Below are 18,976 nucleotides of genomic sequence, written 5' to 3' on the forward strand. Positions count from 1 at the left end.
ATGAGCGGAACCATGGAGGGGGGGATCACCCGGTCCCATTCCGAACCCGGAAGTTAAGCCCCCCATCGCCGAGAGTACTGCGGGGTAGCCCGTGGGAGGGTAGGGCGTTCCGCTCATGGGGGGTGCTTCCGCGTGCATGCCGCCCGACGGGCGGCCTTTTTGCCTTCGGGCCCAGCCGCCCGCGCCCGCCGCCCCGCTCGCGCCGCCCAGGGGGCGGCTTCTTTGTTTTCTGGGTCTTTGGTGGGCTGGGGCCCTCGGAGGCGCCCTGCTCTTCCCCTGTACTAGAATACTGTCTGCGGCCCTGGGCCGCCTGCTCAAGATGGGGAGAGGGAAACTCGGCACTCATGGGAATCTCGGTTCTGATATCGGTGTACAGCGGGGCGAACCCCGCTCATCTCCGCATTGCCCTGGACAGCATCGTCGGCCAGACGCTGCTGCCCGACGAGATCGTCCTCATGCAGGACGGGCCCCTGACGCCGGAGCAGGAGGAGGTCGTCGCCGGGTATGGCGAGAGTCCCTGCGTCGTCGACCTGTCCGTCGATGAGGACGCCGCGTCCATCGCCTCGCGCCGAGATCGGGTTCTCGCCTCTGGCTCCCCTGTCTCGCCGCAGCTGGTGATAGGCCGCTTCGCCCAGAACGTCCAGCTCGGCCGCGCGCTCGCCGCCGGGGTCGCGCTCTGCCGCAATCCGTACATCGCGCGCATGGACGCGGACGACATCGCCGTACCCGATCGTTTGGCCAAGGAGCTCGCGTTCATGGAGGCCCACCCCGACGTGTCCGTCCTGGGCGGCGCCATCGAGGAGTTCGATGGAGACGTCACCAAGGGCACCAAAACCATCCCCGGGGGCGACGACCTGCGCTCCTACGCGAAGTTCCGCTGCCCGGTGAACCACATGACCGTCATGATGCGCCGCGCGGACATCCTTGCCGCGGGGAACTACCATCACTTCCCCGGCCTGGAGGACTACGAGCTGTGGAGCCGGGTCCTGGCCCAGGGCTTCGTGCTCGACAACATCCCGGACGTGCTGGTGCGCGCCCGCTGCGACAGCGGGTTCTACGACCGGCGCGGCGGCGACGACTACGGGCGCCGCTACCTGGCGCTACGGCGCATGCAGCGGGAATGGGGGCTCCTCAACCCGGCGGAGTACCTCCAGGCCTGCGCGGCGACGGCGGCGATGGTCTACGCGCCCCGGTCGCTGAGGAAGGCCTTCTACAAGATCCTGCGGAGGAGGGGCTGAGAGGTGGAGAAGCTGCTCACGGTGATCGTCCCCGCCTACAACGTCGAGCGCTACCTCGACCAGTGCCTGACGAGCTTCGCGGAGTGCCCTGCCCGCGATGACCTGGAGGTCATCGTGGTCGATGATGGCGCCACGGACGGGTCGCTGGCCCTGGCCCAGCGCTACCGCTTCCAGCATCCGGACCTCTTCCGCGTCTTCCACAAGGACAACGGGGGCCACGGCTCCGTCATCAACTTCGGCGTCGAGCAGGCCCGGGGCCGGTACCTGAAGGTGGTCGATGGCGATGACTGGGTGGACGGGGAGGCCCTCGCGGGGCTGATCGGCTTCCTCCGCTGCGCCGACGCCGACCTGGTGGCCTCTGACTACAACTGCATCGAGGACGGCACCTACCGCCTGATCGAGCGTCGGCACGCGGCGCGGGACGCGGGCCATTACGGGCGAAGCCTCGGCTTCGACGTGGCCGCGGCGGAGGAGGTCATGAAGATCCACTCCCTCACCATCCGCACGGCGCTCCTGCGCGAGAACGGCATCCGCCTCACGGAGAACTGCTTCTACGAGGACGCGGAGTACGCCCTGCTGCCCATCCCGTTCTGCGAGACGGTCGCCTACGACGACCACTGCGTGTACCAGTACCGCCTGGGGCGGGCGGGGCAGAGCGTCGACATCCAGTCGCTCACGGCGCGCCGGGGCGAGCACCTCCGCATCCTGGAGTCGCTCTTCGCCCTGAGCGACCGCTGCGCGGACGCGGATGCGGGGCATCGCGCGTACCTCGACCGGGGCATCGCCCTGTTCGTGCAGAACCAGTACCAGATATACCTGGCGCTGGGCTTCAAGGAGGGCGCCTTCGCCGAGATGCGGGCGTTCGACCGCCGCCTGCGCGCGGAGCAGCCGGGCGTCTACGGCGCCGTCTGGAAGAAGAGCATCTGGGTCATCCGGAAGACCGGCTACCTGGCCTACCCCCTCGGGGTGGCGGCTTACCGGGCGGTGGCGGCGCTCAGGGCCGCACGGGGACGCTAGGGCGGCCCTGAGCGCCTAGCGCCGCGCGTCGCCGTTCTCCTGGCGGGCGCGCTCCTCCTCGGCCCTGCGCGAGGCGAGCTGGTCGGGCAGGTAGTCCTTGCGGCCGCGGGGATGGTAGTGGTGCAGCAGCACCGGGTCGAGCAGGCGCAGCTTCACCACCATGTAGATGGTGATCCCCAGGATGATGAGCATGAACGGGATGCGCATGACGCCGGTGGTCTCGGTGATGAAGATGCCGCAGAGGGCCAGGATGAGCGTCCAACCCCACATGATGAGCACCGTCTTGCGCTGGCTGAAGCCGGCCTGGAGGAGGCGGTGGTGGATGTGTCCCTTGTCGGCCGCGTCGATGGGCTTGTGGGCCCGCACGCGGCGGATGATGGCGAAGGCGGTGTCGAGGACGGGGATACCGGCGGCTAGCACGGGCACGAGCAGCGACATGAACAGCGCCGAGCGGGCGATGGCCATGAGCGAGACGATGCCAAGGGCGAAGCCGAGCGTGAGGGCGCCCGAGTCGCCCATGAAGATGGACGCCGGGTGGAAGTTGTAGCGCAGAAAGCCGATGCAGGCCCCCGCCAGCGCGATGCTGAAGACCGCCGCGTCGTAGCGGTGGGTGATGATGGCGAAGATGAAGATGGTCGAGGCGCTGATGGCGCAGATGCCCGCAGCCAGGCCGTCGAGGCCGTCGATGAGGTTGATGATGTTCGCGAAGGCCACCAGGTAGAAGATGGTGAGCGGGTAGGCGAGCCAGCCGAACTCGATGAAGCCGGGGCCGAAGGGGTTGTGGATGCTCGAGAGCAGAAGCCCCGACGCGGCCACGATGGTGGCGGCGACGACCTGGCCAGCGAATTTGATGCGCGGGCGCAGGCTGATGACGTCGTCGACGAAGCCCACGGCGAACATGAAGAGCACGCCCGCGAGCATCACGAGGTAATTGATGGGCATGCCCGGGTAGGACACGAACGGGGTGCGCCACCCGGCCCAGCGCATGCCAACGAACAGCACCAGGAGGCAGACGAACAGGCCTCCCAGGATGGCCGCGCCGCCGAGGCGGGGGATGGGGCGGTTGTTGACACGCCGCGAGCTGGGGTAGTCGATGGCGTCAAGGCGCACGGCCAGGCGCTTGGCCAGGGGAGTGAGGGCGATGGTTGCGATGAGGGCGACGGTGAAGAGCACCCCGCATTCCAACCAGTCCATGAAGAAGGTCTCCTGTCGTTGAGCGGCCGAGGGTCGCGAGCCTGTGTCGAAACAAGCATTATACTCTATCAGGCTGCCTATTCCGCGCGGCCGCGGTATACAATAGAGCAATTCGGCGACGGCCCCGGATGCGGGTGCCACGGATGAACGGAAGACCCCTCGATGCCCCTGATTTCCCTGGTTGTTCCCTGCTACAACGAAGAGGAGAGCCTGCCCGCCTTCTTCGCGGAGGCTGCCGCGGTGATGGCCGGGATGCGGGAGGAGCATGGCGACGCGTCCTTCGAGGTGGTGCTCGTCGACGACGGGTCGACCGACGGGACCCTGGGCGCCATGCGGGCGCTCGCCGCCGACGGCGAGGCGGGGGCTGAGGTGCGCTGGGTGTCGTTCTCGCGCAACTTCGGCAAGGAGGCCGCCCTGCTCGCGGGCCTGCGCGCCGCGCGCGGCGACTACGTGGCAACCATGGACGCCGACCTGCAGGATCCGCCGGCCCTGCTCCCCGAGATGTACCGCATCCTCCTGGAGGAGGACTACGACAACGTGGCCACGCGCCGCGTCGACCGGGCGGGGGAGCCGCCGGTGCGGTCGTTCTGCGCGCGGGCCTTCTACCGCATCATCAACCGCCTCTCCGACGCCGACATCGTGGACGGCGCGCGGGACTTCCGGCTCATGCGCCGCCGCATGGTGGACGGCATCCTGGAGCTGGGGGAGTACAACCGGTTCTCGAAGGGCATCTACGGCTGGGTGGGCTTCAAGACCCGCTGGCTGCCGTTCGAGAACGTCGAGCGCGTGGCGGGCGAGACGAAGTGGAGCTTCTGGGGCCTGTTCAAGTACTCGCTGGAGGGCATCGTGGCGTTCTCGACGGCGCCGCTTTCCATGGCGTCGCTGGCGGGGATCGTCCTGTGCATCCTCTCGCTCGTGTTCGCGCTGGTCATCGTCGTGAGGACGCTTTTGTTCGGCGATCCGGTGGCCGGCTGGCCGTCGCTGGCGTGCATCGTGCTGTTCGTGGGCGGGCTGCAGCTGTTTTGCCTGGGCATCATCGGGCAGTACCTGGCCAAGACCTACCTGGAGGCGAAGGGGCGGCCCCTCTACCTGGTGCGGGAGAGCAGCGACGATGACGGCTGCTAGGGCGCGGGGCGTCGCGACGGCCGTGGGCTGGGCCGCGCTGGGCTTCGCGCTGCCCGTGGCGATGCTCGCGGCGCTGAGCGCATGGGGCGGGGTGTACCCGTTCGGGCCGGCCTCGTTTCTGACCGAGGACCTGCTCTACCAGTACGTCGACTTCTTCACGTGGTTCCGCGCGGTGCTCTTGGGCGACGAGTCGCTGCTCTACTCGACGGCCCAGGCGCTCGGGGCGAACACCTGGGGGCTGTACAGCTACTACCTGGCGAGCCCCTTCAACCTGCTGGTGGCCCTGTTCCCCGTGGAGGGCGTGACGCTGTTCACCTGGGTGATCACGGCGCTCAAGCTGGGATGCGTGCAGCTGGCCATGACGTGGTTCCTGCGGCGGCGCTTCGGCCTTTCCCGCGGAGCGGCCCTGGCCCTGGCCCTGGCGTTCACCTGGTCGTCGTGGACGGCGACCCAGCTGCGCAACCCGCTGTGGCTCGACGCGCTCATCTGCCTGCCGCTCATGGCGGCGGGCGCCTGGGCGCTCGTGCGCGAGGGGCGCTGGCGGCTGCTCGTGGGGGCGACGGCGGCCTCGATCATCGTGTGCTGGTACACCGGCTACATGACCATCCTGTTCTTGTGCTGCTACGCCGTGTTCGAGTGCTATCTGCGCTGCGTGGACGAGCCGGGGTTCGGCTGGCGGGGCGTGGCGCGCACGGCGGCGCGGTTCGCAGCGGCCATGGCGGGCGCGCTCGCGCTGGCGGCGTTCACGTTCCTGCCGACCGTGCTGGCGATGACGGGGGACGTGAGCGGCCGGATAGCCGGGGAGGCGGCCGCGGGCGGCGTGCGCTGGGCGACGGCGCTCAAGCTGGGTGGTGCGATGCTCGCCCTGGCGGCCGTCGGCGTCGGGGCGGCCCTGGCGGCGCTGCGCTGGACGCGGGCGCCAAAGCGCCGGCGGCTGCGCCCGCGGCTGGCGGCGGGGCTTCTGGCCCTGGCGGCGCTCGCGCTGGTGGCGCTGGCCAAGACGCACCTGCTGGGCGTGACGTGCGCCTTCGGGGAGCTGCTGGCCGGGCTCTTCACGGGCGGCTGGCGGGTGAGCGAGGTGCCGCAGGTCTCGGCGGGGGCCGCGGCCCTGGTGCTGGCCGTGGCCTTCCTCGGGTGCCGCGCGATTGACCCGCGCAAGCGCGTGGCGGCGGCGTGGCTCGGCTTCGCCCTGCTGGCGAGCGTGTGGGTGACGGTGCTCTACTGCGTGTGGTGCGGCTTCAGGGCGCCTAACGGGTTCTACAGCCGCATCGGGTTCTTCTTCGTGTTCCTGCTGGTCTGGATGGCGGCCGCGGCCCTGGCCGAGGGGCGCGCCGGGCGCCTGCCACGTGAGCGGGTCTGGGTGGGCGCCGGGCTGGTGGCGGCCCTGTCCGCGGCGCTCGCGGCCGCGGGGCAGCTGCCGGGAGACGCGGCGCTTATGGACGTGGCGTCTGCGGCCTTGGTGGCGCTGCTGGCGTGCGGGGGACTGCCCCCGGCGCGTCTCGCCTCCGGCGCCGGGGATGGCGGGGCGCCTGCTCCGGCGAGGCGGCGCCTCCTCGCCGCGGGGCTGGCCGTCCTGGTCGCCGCCGAGCTGCTCTTCGGGGCGCATTTGGCCTGGAGCCAGCTCTACGGCGTGTTCTCGCAGGAGGGGCAGGACGCCTACGCGGCCGACTCGCGCTCGGCCCAGGCGGCGCTCGCGGCGGAGGACCCGGGGTTCTACCGGGTGTCCAAGACCTATACGCGGGCCATCGACGTGGCGCTCAACGAGGGGCTCGCCACGGGCTACCGGGACCTGTCGTCCTACTGCTCGGCCCATGACGGTGCGGCCATCTACTTCCTGAACTCGCTGGGCTACAGCCAGGAGGGGCAGTTCTCCACGCGCTATGCCGAGCCGATCCTGCCGAGCGACGCGCTTCTGGGCGTGCGCTACGTCTGGTCGGAGACGGAGCCGGCCGGCTTCGTGCCCACGGCGCAGACATCTGCCCTGACCGGCGCGCGGCTCTACCGCGACCCCTACGCGCTGCCCCTCGGCTACTTGGTGAGCGCTGACGCCGAGGGCTTCACCTTCGATGAGCTGGGCGACCCCTTCACGCGGCAGAACGCCTTCGCGAGCGCGCTCGTCGGCCGGCCGGTCGAGCTGTTCCGCCCCTGCGAGGCGGTGGAGGAGGCGGCGGCTGACGGGACGCGCCGGTGGCGGGCCCAGGTGCCTGCGGGGGCCATCGGCTACGCCTACGTGGAGGCGTCGCGGCGCGCGGGCGAGTGCGAGCTTTCCGTGGACGGAGGCGAGCCGGTGCTGGAGAACGCGCGGTTCCAGCAGTCCGTCCACGCGCTGACGGGGGTGACCGAGGAGCCGGCGGAGGTGTCGGTGGCGCTCGCCTTCACGAACGAGGGCGAGGGCCTGGCGGGCGACGCGGCCGAGGCGCGGCAGGCCCAGGACGCGGCGACGTGCCTGCTGTGGTGCCTGGACCTGGAGGCCCTCCAGGAGCTCGTGGGCGAGCTGGGCGCCCATCCGCTGGAGGTGGAGGCGTTCTCCGGCGCCGGCATCGCCGGCACGGTGGACGCGGGCGCCGAAGGCGGCCTGCTCATGGTGTCGGTGCCCAACGACCCGGGCTGGACCGCGCGCGTGGACGGCCAGGTGGTGGAGACGGCGGACATCGCCGGCGGCGCGCTCACCGGCGTGCCGGTTGGACCAGGGGAGAGCCGGGTGGAGATGACCTACCTCACCCCGGGGCTCGTGCCGGGCTGCGCGGTGTCGGCCGTGGCGCTCGCGGCCGTGGTGACGCTGGCCCTTCGGGGACGGCGGGGTGCTAGATCATTGTAGACGCGGCCTTTGCGAGGATCTCCTTGTCCAGCTCCTGGAAACGCGTGTGATCCCCGAGGAAGGTGATGTGCTCTACGTGGGCGGCCATTCTCTCGGTGTAGTCGATGGCCCTCGCCACGCTATCGAGGTCGCCGGGATCTTCCAGAACGATGAGGGAGTCGGATGCGGCAGCATAGGGGCCCGCGGTGAGCGCATCAAAGGGGTTCCAGATTGAGGAGACGATGAGGTTGCGCGCTGGCTGGGTTCGCTGCGTGATGATCCAATCGTCAATGAGCCCATTTGCGTCGTAGGCGTCTTTACCGCAGAATCGGATGATCTCAAGTCCCGCTTCGCGCAACGGTTCAAGGCAGCTGTCGGGGAAGGACACGTTTCCTCCGAGGACGATGAGGCTCCGGAATGCGCCCGAGGTGAGTGCTGTAAGCGTATCGGGGGCGATAACGCCGTTTCCCTGGTTGAAGAACAGCGGTGCTCGTCTATCCTGCGAGAAGGGGAGGAGCGAGATGATGTCGCCAGTGCAGCCGTCCCAGGTGATGACCGCTGTGTCCCCCCATTGGTTGGACGCGCGATGGGCGGCTAGCGCTAGGCTGTCGATGGATTCTCTGCGCAGAAGCGTGATCTCGTGTTCGCCGTTCTCTCCCTCAAGGCTAGCCAAAACAGCAGGGGAGAGATGCTCGCCACGGTCGAGGGCGATGATGCGCTTCGCGTCGTATTGGCGCAAGGCATGGGCGGTCACGTCGGGAAGGGCCTCGCCGCGGGTGAGCAAGAGCGGGGCGCCGAGAGCACTCCCGAGGCTCGCCCCGATGAGGCAGGCGGAGGCATCTTCACCGGCACAGAGAACGATTGTGTCGCATGGCCCCCCGTAGCAGAGCTCCGCAAGTTTAACGGCGCTTCCGTAGCGATCGTCGGCTGAAAGAGTTTTCACCAGATCTTTGCGAGGGGCCACATCACGGTCGAGCATGTCGAAAACACGTTGCTCGGAGGCCGCAGAGCCGGTGTGTCCTCCGAGCACCCGGTAGATTCGACAGACATCCTGGGCGCTGCCCATCAGGCGGGGGTGCCCCTTCTCGATCCAGATGGCTTTGTTGCAGAGGCGCTCTATCTGATCATTATTGTGGGAGACGATGAGGACGGTGACCTCATGCTCCTTGATGAGCTCCTGGATGCGGCGCTCGCATTTCTGCTGGAACATGAAGTCGCCGACGGAGAGCACCTCGTCAACGATGAGGATCTCCGGAACGATGATGGTGGCAATGGCAAAGGCGATGCGTGCTACCATGCCGGACGAATAGTTCTTCATGGGCATGTCGAGGAACTGCTCAACCTCTGCAAAGGAGACGATGTCGTCAAAATGCTGCTCGATGAACTTCTTCGGATAGCCAAGGAGGGCTCCGTTGAGGTAGATGTTCTCCCGGGCGGTAAGTTCGAGGTCGAAGCCCGCGCCGAGCTCGATGAGGGGGGCGATGTTGCCGTTGATGACGCAGGTCCCCATTGTCGGCTCGAGTACTCCGGCGACAATTTTGAGCAGAGTGGACTTCCCTGACCCGTTGGTGCCAAGGATGCCGAACACATCGCCTTTCCGGACTTCGAGCGACACGTCGTCGAGGGCCTTGAGCTCCTTGAACCGCAGTTCATGCTGCGCGAGCGCTATGGCGTACTCTTTCAAGTTATTCAACTGCTCGCTTGCCATGTTGAACACCATGGACACATGGTCGACCGAGATCATGACGGGGCGCCCTGTCTCTTCCATCGGCGGATGGGAGAGGTCTTGGAGGGAGGTGGTGTTGATGTTCTCGGCCATTTTTCTTCCTGTGCTCTAAACGTAGAGGATGAACTTCTTCTCGTTCTTCTTGAAGATCACGAGACCTAGGACGAGCATGACGAGGGCCATGCCAAGGCAGATCAGGTTTTCTCCCAAGCCGGGGGTGTTGCCCCAGAGGGCGATGTCTCGGAAGTAGGTGACATAGTGGTACATAGGATTGAACTTCTCGAATGCGAGCATCCAGTCTGGAAGAATGTCGATGGGGTAGAACAGAGGCGTGGCATAGGTCCAGGCGGTTATGATGACGCTCCAGAAGTGCAAGACGTCGCGGAAGAACACGGCGAGGGTGGCGAGGATGAGCCCGATACCCGCGCTGAAGATGGTCACGTAAACGATGAGCAGGGGTAGGAGGAGGAGGTTCCACGTGGGGACAATTCGGAAGAAGACCATGACGAGGGCGACCGCGATAAGAGAAATGACGAAGTTCACGAGGGTGAAGAGCACCTTCTCGATGGGGAAGATGAGCTTCTCGATGCGAATCTTCTTGATGAGGGGTGCGGAGTCAATAATGGAGCTCATGGCGCTGCTGGTGGAGTCCGACATGAGCGCGAAGATGGTGTTGCCGAGAATGAGGTAGAGGGGAAAGTTCTCGATCTGGAAGCGGAAGAACGTGCTGAACACAGCGGAGAGCACGCACATCATGAGCAGGGGGTTGAGCACCGACCAGGCGATGCCCAAGACGCTGCGGCGGTATTTGAGCTTGAAGTCCTTAGTCACGAGGGACGTTATAGTGAACCAGTTGCGGTTAAGCGCCGCCTTGTCTGTTGCCGAAAAAGCCATGGGCTCCTCAATGGGTCGAATTGGGTATCGCATTCCATTCTATCGCAGCTCATGGGAAAGGTGCCTATTTCGAGAAAAACAGCAGGGGAGGAGCAATGCTGGTATCCTTAAGAGAAACAAAGGAACGAGAGAGATGAGGAGGAGCGGTGGGCGTCGTGCAGTCTGATGATCGTTCGTCTCCCAGGGTAAGCCTTCTGGTGCCCGTCTACAATGTCGAACGGTACCTGAGGGAATGCCTGGAGTCCGCGCGTACGCAGACACTTGAGGAGATTGAGATTATCTGCGTGAACGATGGCTCGACGGACGGCTCTCGCGCCATCCTCGAGGAGTTCGCCGCCGCTGATTCGCGCTTTCGCGTCATCGATAAGGAAAACTCGGGCTATGGGGCGTCCATGAATCGAGGACTTGAGGTGGCTCGTGGCGAGTTCGTGGGTATTTTGGAATCCGACGACTTTCTCGACCCCGATGCGCTTGAGATGCTTTACAGGTCGGCTCGAGATACGGATGCCGAGGTGGCTAAAGCCGACTTCTACCTGCATTGGTCGCAGCCCGAGCCGCGCGATGAACGCTTTGGCTGGGTTGGGCCTGAAATGGCTGGCATGGTCGATCCTCGTGATTGCCTAGAGGTGTTCTTCCTCAAGCCCTCCATCTGGTCAGCGCTCTACAGACGCTCCTTTCTGGAGCAAAACGGCATTCGATTCCTCGAGACGCCGGGAGCCTCGTATCAAGACTCCGCCTTCAACTTCAAGGTATGGGCCTGCGCTCGACAGGCGGTCTTGGTCGATAGGGCCTTTCTCCACTATCGGCAGGATAACGAATCGTCGTCGGTGAATGCGCCGGGTAAGGTGTTCTGTGTGTGCGACGAGTATGAAGAGATGCTGCGCTATGTGGAGGAGCGAGAGTTTGACGCGGGTTTTTTCCTGCCGGTTCTTGCCAAGATGCGCTATGACTCATATTTGTGGAATTTCGACAGGCTGACGCCTGCTCTGCGTGAGGAGTTTGCCCAGCGCATGGCGGAGGACTTCCGCCGCGAGGATGAGGCGGGTGTTGTGGACTTCTCCTTGTTCGAGCCGTGGAAGATCCCCGAGCGACAGGCGGTAATCGATGATCCATCTGCTTTCTGTCGGCGTCGTGCATCGGGCGGTCGTGACAGCAAGCTGACTATTCTCGCTCGCTGTTGGCGCGCGGGTGGACCATCCCTGGTCGCTCATGTGCTTAAGAGTCGGTTGAGTCGTAGGTAGGGTGTGCCGTGCCGCTTCTGTCCGTCGTTATTCCCGTCTATGGCGTTGAAGACTATCTGGCGCTCAGCGTTGCCTCGGTACGTCGGCAGACGCTCAGTGATATCGAGATTATTTGCGTGAATGATGGCTCTCCCGATGGGTCGAGGGACGTCCTCGCCCTTCTTGAGTCCGTTGATTCGCGCGTCGTGGTGATTGACAAGCCAAATGGCGGCCCCTCCTCCGCGCGCAACGTTGGCATGAAGTATGCAACAGGGGATTACGTGTGCTCTCTCGATGCAGATGACCTCATGGACGAGCGAGCGTGCGAGACGATCGCCGCAGCCTTCGATCACACTGACGCTGACGTGGTGGTGTTCGGCGGTGAGGCATATCCGTCGTTTAGGGGCTATCCGTGGCTGGACCGTGTGCTCAGTCCTCGTGCTGCCGAGTACGAGGGTTTCGATCCCAAGATGCTTTTCGAGGAAGAGACTCATCCCTTTGCCTGGCGTGTTGCGTTTCGCCGAAGCCTTCTCGGGGAGTTCGGCCTTGCCTATGACGAGCGTCTCTCTAACGGCGAGGACGAGGTGTTCCTCTTCTCGCTGTACCCCCGTTCGCGGCGGACAGTACTTTTGGCGGATAAACTGGTGAAGTACCGCATCCAACGTGAGGGCTCGCTCATGGATCAGTACTTCCGGTCTGACATTGGGCAGGTTGGCGACCATCTTTTCACGGTTGAGCTTATCTTCGATGACTGGGCGAAGGGGGGGTTCGTAGAGCGCTGGCCGCAGGAGCTCTTTGATTGGTCAGCTGAATTTCTGCTGCTTGACTTGGCAAAACTTCCTGAACCACATCGCACGGAGGCTGCAGCGCGACTTCGCGACTTATGGGCAAATGCTTTCGGCGAGGAGGGCTCGCGTCGTCTTGCCGCTTTGTCGCGCTTTCATGTTTTGGCGAGGCCGATTGCCTTCGCTGGGGTTCCTCCGTCAGGGGGGCGTCTGGCGAAGATCCGCTACTATCTTAGCCGCTTGACTCTTGCCCGGCTTGCCAAGGTTCTTCATGAGCGGCTGCTTGGTCGGGTGGGGCCATCTGTCGATGCTGCCGATCGGGATTCATGGGAGAAAGAGGACGCCGGGCGTCGCCGTGAGGCGTTGGAGTCGCTTCGGGCGGAGGCGGGGGAGGGACAAGGACGGTGCTTATGAGGGGAACGCATGATCCGGGCTTTGATGTGGTGCGGGTTATCGCAATGATCTTTGTCGTGGCTGTCCACACGCTTTTCGTGGTCGATGTTGCAAGCAGGAGCGGGTATGTGTTCGACTTGACGGGAAGAAGCCTGTTCCTATCGGCTAATGCGCTCTTCTTCCTGCTTTCGGGCAAACTCAATATTCGGGTGATTCCTGATGAGAAGATCGGCGCCTACTACTTCAAGAAAGTGCGAAACATCCTCATTCCCGTCCTTGTGTTTTTTCTTGCCTTCACGCTGTACTCGAGCTATCCGGCATATGACATCGTTGCCACGCTCAAGGCCTTTCTCGTTGGTGCTTTGGGCGGTTATGCTGGGATGGCTTACTGGTTTATGTTTTCGCTTGTGGGCTTTTTGCTCGTGGCTCCCTTTCTCGGGAGGGCATTCGATCGAATGGGGGATCGCACGCTCGCGGCTTTCATCATTCTGGGCTTCGGGTTCTCTGTTGCGCGGACAATAGCAGGCAACATAGGAATTGGCTTTTCCTGGGGTTATCCCTTCGAAGGCTTCTTCTTCACTTTTTGCCTCGGCGCCGTTCTCGATCGTATCATTAGCACGGATCGACGGTTTTGGCTCCTCATGGTTCTGTCGGCCGTCTGCTTCTTGGCGAGCGTTCTTCTCGTTGCGGGAGGATATGGCGTAGGGGCCTACGACGTCTCGCCTCTCTATACAATCTACAGTGTGGGTCTCTTCGTGCTTATAGCGAGGACCGGACGGCGTGTTCTGGAGCGGTTTCCGCTGGCTGAGAGGGCGTGTGCTGTTGTTGCGAAAAGATCGTTTAGCGTATACATGGTGCATGTCATGCTGCTTGTCCCCCTTTCGGCTCCTTTCGTCGGCTATGGTGGCATCGTCTCTATTTTTGCTCAGATGGGCTTCACGATCGTCACCCTGGCTGCGTCCTTGGTGCTCTCGGTGCTTGCCGATCTCCTGGTTGTCGGGCCCCTCCAGAGGTTGCTCGATAGGGCGAGGCGTAGGGCTGCGGTCTAGCGACGCGTTGATCGCGATGTATTACAGACGAGGAAGGGCATGTGCTGGTGTTTGACGCGATAAAAAGATTGTTACCGGTGTCCTCACGTTCGTTTCATGCATTTGAGGAGCATGTTTGCAGAACGCTGGACGAGGAGGGTAGGAGGGAGGCCGATTTCCGCCGTATGATCGCGGAGGAGATTGGCACTTTATCGAAGCGGATGGATGGTCACTCCGAGCGTCTTGATGCCCTCTATGCCCGCGTTGAGCAGGCGGATTATGGCATAAATGGAAATATCGACTACAAGTTCGAGGAGCGCACCCTCCCCGTTCTGCGGAAGGTGGAGGGAACCCTTGATGCCCATGATGCGTTTTCGTCTATGGTGCTCTGGGACGGGTATCGACGAGAGGGGGAGACGCTTCTTGATGCAAAGAAGCGTCTTTTCCGCGAAATGCCACCGGCTACAGGGGGGCTGCGTCTGCATCAGCTCGCCTCTTCGCAGTTGCTGCGGGAGTTCGATGCGCTCTGCCTTGCGGGCGGTATCCGATATTGGATAGCTTTCGGGACGCAACTCGGCGCCGAGCGCCATGGTGGCTTTGTTCCGTGGGATGACGATCTCGATGTGGGAATTCTAAGGGATGACCTGGCCCTTTTGCGGAAGATGGTGGAAGAGGATTCTCGTTACCGCATAACTGACGTCTTTGACGTGTATGTGCACTGCCATCAGATCCGGTTCTTTTTCGCCGATCCTGCCATCCCTTGCTTCATCGATCTGTTTGTCTACGATCTGACGAACGACGTCTCGCGTGAGGTCTTTGACGCGCAGGGTGCTCTGCGTCGTAAGATGGTGGCGGAGCTGGAGTCCGATGGGGGCCTGGCTAGATGGCGTGAAGTCGGCTATCTCCCCGCGGCTGATCCTCTCATGGAGGGGGTGAGCCTGCGCTTCGAGCAACTTGTGGAAGCCGTGCGCGATGTGGGCGTCGGCGTTGACGAGAGGTCGGCGCGAGGAATCATCTGGGGCGCGGACAACATGGACGATCCTGCCCGTGAATGGGTATGTCCCTACGAGGATGTTTTCCCCTTGAAGCGCGTCGAATTCGAGGGGGTGGAGTGCTATGCTCCCCGCTGTTCCCTGAAGATGCTTGAGGAGGGGTACGGGGATATCTACGCATTCCCGGCGGATTTGAAGACGCACTCGGCTCACGTCTCCCGCGAGGCCCTCGGGGATCCCGCCACGCGGGCTCTCATGGAAAGGTTGGCAGAGGAGGGCTCCGCGAACCCGTCTTCGGCGGGCATGCGACCAGAGGAAGAGGGCGGCCTGTGTCAAAGCCAGTAGTTTCCATTATTGTTCCGGTTTTTAACGTTAAGGACTACGTGCGCCGATGTCTCGATAGCCTGAGAGGTCAGACCCTTAGTGATATTGAGGTCATTTGCGTTGACGATGGCTCGTCGGACGGCTCGTCTGACATCTTGGATGAGTATGCGGCGAGTGACGGGCGATTTGCCGTCATCCACAAGGCGAATGCCGGCGTCGCCGCGGCGCGTAACGACGGCATGGCTGCAGCCCGTGGCGAGTTCGTTATGTTCGTGGACTCCGATGACTATATCACCCACGATGCGTGCGCCCGGCTTGTCGAGGCGGCTGCTCGAGAGAATGCCCAGATCGTCGTGTTCGGGGGGAAGTCGTTCCCCTCCTCGTTTTGGGCAGATCGTTGTTTTGCCAAGAATGATCGGGTGTATCGTGGCGATGCGGTGACGGCGCTTTTCTTCGAGGCGGGCAGTCATCCCCTCATGTGCAACAAGATGTACCGGCGCTCCCTCCTTGTCGAGGGGGGGTTGCGCTTCAATGAGGAACTTATTCTGGGCGAGGACAATGCCTTCCAGTTCTCGGTGTTTCCCCGTGCCGATGTTGTCGCCTTCGTTCCTGCGCCGTTCTACTTCTATCGTATGCGGGAAGATTCGGCTATGGGAACGACGGCGGAAGATCACAACCGGCGGATGTGGCTGCACCTCGACTTGGTGAAGCACGTGTGGGGCCTGTGGAGTCGTGAGGGGTGGGCCGCCCGCTGGAAGACAGATCTCGTGTCATGGGGGGTTCCCCTTCTCTACGATGAGGCGGAGCAGGTGTGCTTCGATGAACGTGAGCGGTTGGCTCCCCTCTTTCGTCGGGAGCTCGAGGCCGTTCTGGGGGACACCGACTTGGCTGACGTCGATCTTGACCCGCGTATTGGCCGTCAAGTCAGCTTCCTGCTCGATGCTGAGTCTGCAAGGTCGGATGACCCCTTGGTCACCGTTCTCGTCGAGGGCGGAGGCGGCGTGGGTAAGGCGACGCTTACGTCGATATTGGGGCAAACCATGCAGCGAATAGAGGTGTTCGTGCTGTCGGACGGCGGTCAGATTCCCTCCTGGGCCGAAGGGCTTGCTCGGTCTGATCAGCGCATTCGTCCTGTTGCGTCCTGTGACATGGCGAGCGTTCTCTCCGAGGCTCGAGGGCGATACGTGATAGGCGTTTCCAGCGCGGTTTCCTATGAGCCGCGAGCTTTTGAGCTCTTGTTGGGATGCGCGGCTGTTCTCGACGATCCTGCTGCGCCTAAAGATGGGCGATCCCGGCCCACTCCTGACCCGGATGTCGTGGCGGGTGCCGACTCAGCTGGGTTGCTGCACGCCTGCGATCCCTTCTGTCGCTTTGAGCCCGATCCTGAGGTTGGAATTGAGGAGAAGGCGGTTTTCTCGGCTGAGGAGCTGCGGGGAGCTGCGATCCTTTCCTGCTCAGCTGCGCCGTTCAACAAACTTATCCGCATCGACTTGGCGAGGGAATGCGCCGGGACGCTTCAATCGTGCGCCGGCTATCAGGCCGTTGCCCTGCTGGCGATCCTTAGAAGCCAGCGTTTGATGCAGACGATGATTCCGTTCGTGACAGTTCTTCCAATGCGTCTTGACGCGGATGCTGCCTTTCGCTTGGTTGATCAGGTCAGTTCGGGAGCTTGCGCTGTCGTTCGACCAAACGCCGGCGCCGACGGTGATCTCCTTCAAGATGATGCTTGTCGTGCGGTTGTTCGCTACCTTATGCTGGTGACGGGCCTTGTCTTTGGCGACGCCTCGCGTCGGGCGGCCTATGAGGCCGCTCGTGGCTTCTGCCTCGCTGGGGCCTGCGCGAGTCTCGATGGTGAGGAGGGTCGTTGGGCGCGTCTGCTGTCAGAGGAAGACTACCAGGCTCTCGATGAAGAGCACGGTGCCGATCTTCTGGAGACGGTGCTTTCCACGAACCAGCGCAACCTTCTTCAAGTGGGCGATGAGGCTGCCGAAGTGGCGCTACTCAACCGTCGTCTCGATCACTTCAACAGCTCCGTGAGCTTTAGGGTGGGCAGGGCCGTCACCTGCATGCCTCGAAAGGCCGTGGCCTTTCTGAAGGAAAGACGAGCCAGGCACCGCTAGGCGGAGGGCTTGCGTGCTGGGCTAACAAACGAAAGGAATCGACAGTGTTTTCTCGCAACGGTCAATCTCCCAAAGTCTCGGTGCTCGTTCCCGTGTACAACGTGGAGCGCTATTTACCGCAATGCCTCGACAGCCTTCTTGCTCAGAGCCTCAAGGACATACAGATCATCTGCATCAACGACGGCTCGACGGACTCGTCCCCTGATATTCTGCGCGACTACGCTGCTCGCGACGCTCGAATCGAGGTGATTGACAAGGCAAACTCCGGTTACGGCGCCTCCATGAATCGTGGCCTTCAGGCGGCAAGGGGAGAGTATGTGGGCATTGTGGAGTCGGATGACTATGCGAGTCGTGATATGTTTCGGTCGATGTACCGGTTCGCTCGGCGGCACGATTGCGATGTAGTCAAGTCCAACTACTTCGAATTCAGCGATGAGGCCGGGGATTTCTTCCAGGAGCCCTTTGCGGGATTTCCCTATCGGAAGGTCTTTGACCCGAGGTGCGACAGAGGTATTCTGAACACCATCCCCATTATATGGGCCGCCATCTATCGGCGCTCTCTGATTGAGGAGAACGGCATTCGCTTCAACGAGACGCCGGGTGCCTCCTACCAGGACACTTCTTTTGTCCACCAGGTTTGGATGTCTGCCCGGCGTGTGGCGATACTGAAGAAGGGGTTCCTCCATTACCGAGTGGACAACAGCGGATCCTCTGTTAAGTCGGCGGCGAAGGTATTTGCGGTTTGCGACGAGTATGCTCTTACCGAGGATTTCATGGCGCGCGATCCTCAGAGGGCGGAGGCGTTTGCCGATACGCTCAATTTGGTCAAGTTCTGCACGTATCGATGGAACTATAACCGCTTGACGGGAGATGCCCGTCGTGAGTTCGGCGCTAAGATGGCGGCCGAGTTCGCCCGCGCCCGCGATGAGGGGACGCTCAAAGAGGGATTCTTTTACCCTGAGGACTGGCATATGCTCGGAGTGATGATGGACGACTACGAGACGTTTTGCGATGGCTACCTCGAGAAGGGCATGTGATTTCAAGCGCCTTTTCCCATGGCGATCGCTGACTTTAGGAGAGACATGACAAATCCCTCGCTTTCCATTCTGATTCCCGTGTACAACGTGGAGCCTTATCTGCGACAGTGCTTGGAGAGCATTGTCGCTCAGGCCTTTGAGGACTATGAGGTTCTGTGCGTCGATGACGGATCCACTGATGGCTCGGGCGCGCTTCTTGACGAGTTCTGCGCGCTTAACGAGCGCTTCGTCGTTCTGCATAAGGAGAATGGGGGATACGGCGCCGCCGTTAACTATGCGCTTGATCGCGCTAGGGGAGAGTATGTCGGCATCGTTGAGCCCGACGACTACCTTGTTCCGAACGCATACGAGCTTCTTATGGACGCTGCCCGGCAGACGGGTTCGCCGGATATTGTGAAGGGCGCCTATTGGCGGGTCTTGCCGGCAGACGCGGACGGCAAATGCGCGCTGCTGCCGGCTAATTACCTGCACTGCGTCGAGAAGGTGGGGGCGCCTTTCACCCTCAAAGATGACGCTGAGTTTCTCTATCATCATCCAAGCATCTGGTCGGCTGTCTATCGCAAGGACTTTCTCGTCGGCAAGGGAATCAGGATGAGGGAGATTCCGGGTGCTGGCTGGGCTGACAATCCCTTTTTGATCGAAACCCTCGCTCAGGCGAAATCCATCGTCTATGTGGACGAGCCGGTCTACTGTTATCGTGAGTTCAACGTGGGGTCTTCGAGCAACGTGAAGGATCCTTCGATCATTTGGAATCGCTGGTTCGACATGGATGAAATCTTGGCGAATCTCGGTATCTCAGATCCGAAGATCCTGGAAGGGCACTACAATCGCGGCTTGTACTATGCGCATATGCTCGAAGAGGAATTCGGTGACGACCCAGTGGCTCGGCAGGCCATAACGAATATGGTCAAACGCATGGACTACAATGCAGTGACGCGTTCGAGCAAGATAGGGGTCGATCTCAAAGAAGTGATGCGCCGAAACACGGGTGTGGTAAGACGAGCCTTATGCAAAGTGCTTCGAGTTTTCGGGTAGGCCTTGCCGCCGAGAAGCTAGTTCGGCAAATGGGCTGACAAGAGGGAGGAC

The 18,976-nt window shown here is 62.6% G+C and carries 14 protein-coding genes and 1 rRNA gene; 12 read left to right on the forward strand and 3 right to left on the reverse strand.

Going from position 1 to position 18,976, the window contains the following annotated elements:
- Positions 1-2: 2 nt before the first annotated feature.
- The 3 genes from rrf to LPT13_RS05235 all read left to right on the forward strand — a co-directional run bounded on the left by rrf (position 3) and on the right by LPT13_RS05235 (position 2,255).
- Positions 3-116, forward strand: a 5S ribosomal RNA gene (rrf, locus tag LPT13_RS05225).
- Positions 117-344: 228 nt separating this feature from the next.
- Positions 345-1,238 (forward strand): glycosyltransferase, encoded by an 894-nt coding sequence (locus LPT13_RS05230; protein ID WP_242164309.1) that lies wholly within the window; start codon positions 345-347, stop codon positions 1,236-1,238.
- 3 nt (positions 1,239-1,241) lie between these two features.
- A complete protein-coding gene (locus LPT13_RS05235; RefSeq protein ID WP_242164311.1) occupies positions 1,242-2,255 on the forward strand; it encodes a glycosyltransferase family 2 protein in 1,014 nt (337 codons plus the stop codon).
- A gap of 15 nt (positions 2,256-2,270) precedes the next feature.
- Here the strand turns inward: LPT13_RS05235 and LPT13_RS05240 are convergent, their stop codons facing one another.
- The gene (locus LPT13_RS05240; RefSeq protein ID WP_242164313.1) at positions 2,271-3,449 is read right to left on the reverse strand and encodes a glycosyltransferase family 4 protein; all 1,179 of its coding nucleotides are present in this window, start codon (positions 3,447-3,449) and stop codon (positions 2,271-2,273) included.
- A 162-nt stretch (positions 3,450-3,611) separates the two neighbouring features.
- On the opposite strand from LPT13_RS05240, the gene LPT13_RS05245 reads away from it, so the two are divergent.
- Positions 3,612-4,574, forward strand: a complete 963-nt coding sequence (locus LPT13_RS05245; RefSeq protein WP_242164316.1) for a glycosyltransferase family 2 protein — start codon at positions 3,612-3,614, stop codon at positions 4,572-4,574.
- Positions 4,561-7,392 (forward strand): YfhO family protein, encoded by a 2,832-nt coding sequence (locus tag LPT13_RS05250; RefSeq protein WP_242164318.1) that lies wholly within the window; start codon positions 4,561-4,563, stop codon positions 7,390-7,392. Before LPT13_RS05245 ends, LPT13_RS05250 begins: the two co-directional genes overlap by 14 nt.
- Here the strand turns inward: LPT13_RS05250 and LPT13_RS05255 are convergent.
- Positions 7,379-9,190, reverse strand: coding sequence for an ATP-binding cassette domain-containing protein (locus LPT13_RS05255; protein ID WP_242164320.1), 1,812 nt, complete (start codon positions 9,188-9,190; stop codon positions 7,379-7,381). The genes LPT13_RS05250 and LPT13_RS05255 overlap by 14 nt on opposite strands.
- Positions 9,191-9,205: 15 nt before the next feature.
- Complete coding sequence (locus LPT13_RS05260; protein WP_242164322.1) at positions 9,206-9,928, reverse strand: ABC transporter permease; 723 nt, start codon at positions 9,926-9,928, stop codon at positions 9,206-9,208.
- Between the two features lie 209 nt (positions 9,929-10,137).
- On the opposite strand from LPT13_RS05260, the gene LPT13_RS05265 reads away from it, so the two are divergent.
- From LPT13_RS05265 to LPT13_RS05295, 7 genes are read left to right on the forward strand one after another with little or no spacing between them, the layout of a single operon-like run.
- Positions 10,138-11,232, forward strand: a complete 1,095-nt coding sequence (locus LPT13_RS05265) for a glycosyltransferase family 2 protein (protein WP_242164324.1) — start codon at positions 10,138-10,140, stop codon at positions 11,230-11,232.
- 8 nt (positions 11,233-11,240) lie between these two features.
- On the forward strand, positions 11,241-12,410 hold the full coding sequence (locus tag LPT13_RS05270; protein WP_242164326.1) for a glycosyltransferase family 2 protein: 1,170 nt from the start codon (positions 11,241-11,243) through the stop codon (positions 12,408-12,410).
- A complete protein-coding gene (locus tag LPT13_RS05275; protein ID WP_242164328.1) occupies positions 12,407-13,438 on the forward strand; it encodes an acyltransferase in 1,032 nt (343 codons plus the stop codon). Before LPT13_RS05270 ends, LPT13_RS05275 begins: the two co-directional genes overlap by 4 nt.
- A 41-nt stretch (positions 13,439-13,479) precedes the next feature.
- Entirely contained in the window at positions 13,480-14,754 is a 1,275-nt protein-coding gene (locus LPT13_RS05280) for a LicD family protein (protein ID WP_242164331.1), read from the forward strand.
- Positions 14,739-16,853, forward strand: a complete 2,115-nt coding sequence (locus LPT13_RS05285) for a glycosyltransferase family 2 protein (protein WP_242164333.1) — start codon at positions 14,739-14,741, stop codon at positions 16,851-16,853. Before LPT13_RS05280 ends, LPT13_RS05285 begins: the two co-directional genes overlap by 16 nt.
- A 44-nt stretch (positions 16,854-16,897) precedes the next feature.
- The gene (locus tag LPT13_RS05290) at positions 16,898-17,890 is read left to right on the forward strand and encodes a glycosyltransferase (RefSeq protein WP_242164335.1); all 993 of its coding nucleotides are present in this window, start codon (positions 16,898-16,900) and stop codon (positions 17,888-17,890) included.
- A 45-nt stretch (positions 17,891-17,935) separates the two neighbouring features.
- Entirely contained in the window at positions 17,936-18,925 is a 990-nt protein-coding gene (locus LPT13_RS05295) for a glycosyltransferase family 2 protein (protein ID WP_242164337.1), read from the forward strand.
- Positions 18,926-18,976 lie beyond the last annotated feature (51 nt).

This window comes from Adlercreutzia faecimuris, from assembly GCF_022669055.1.
In the GTDB taxonomy this organism is placed as follows: Bacteria; Actinomycetota; Coriobacteriia; order Coriobacteriales; family Eggerthellaceae; genus Enterorhabdus; species Enterorhabdus faecimuris.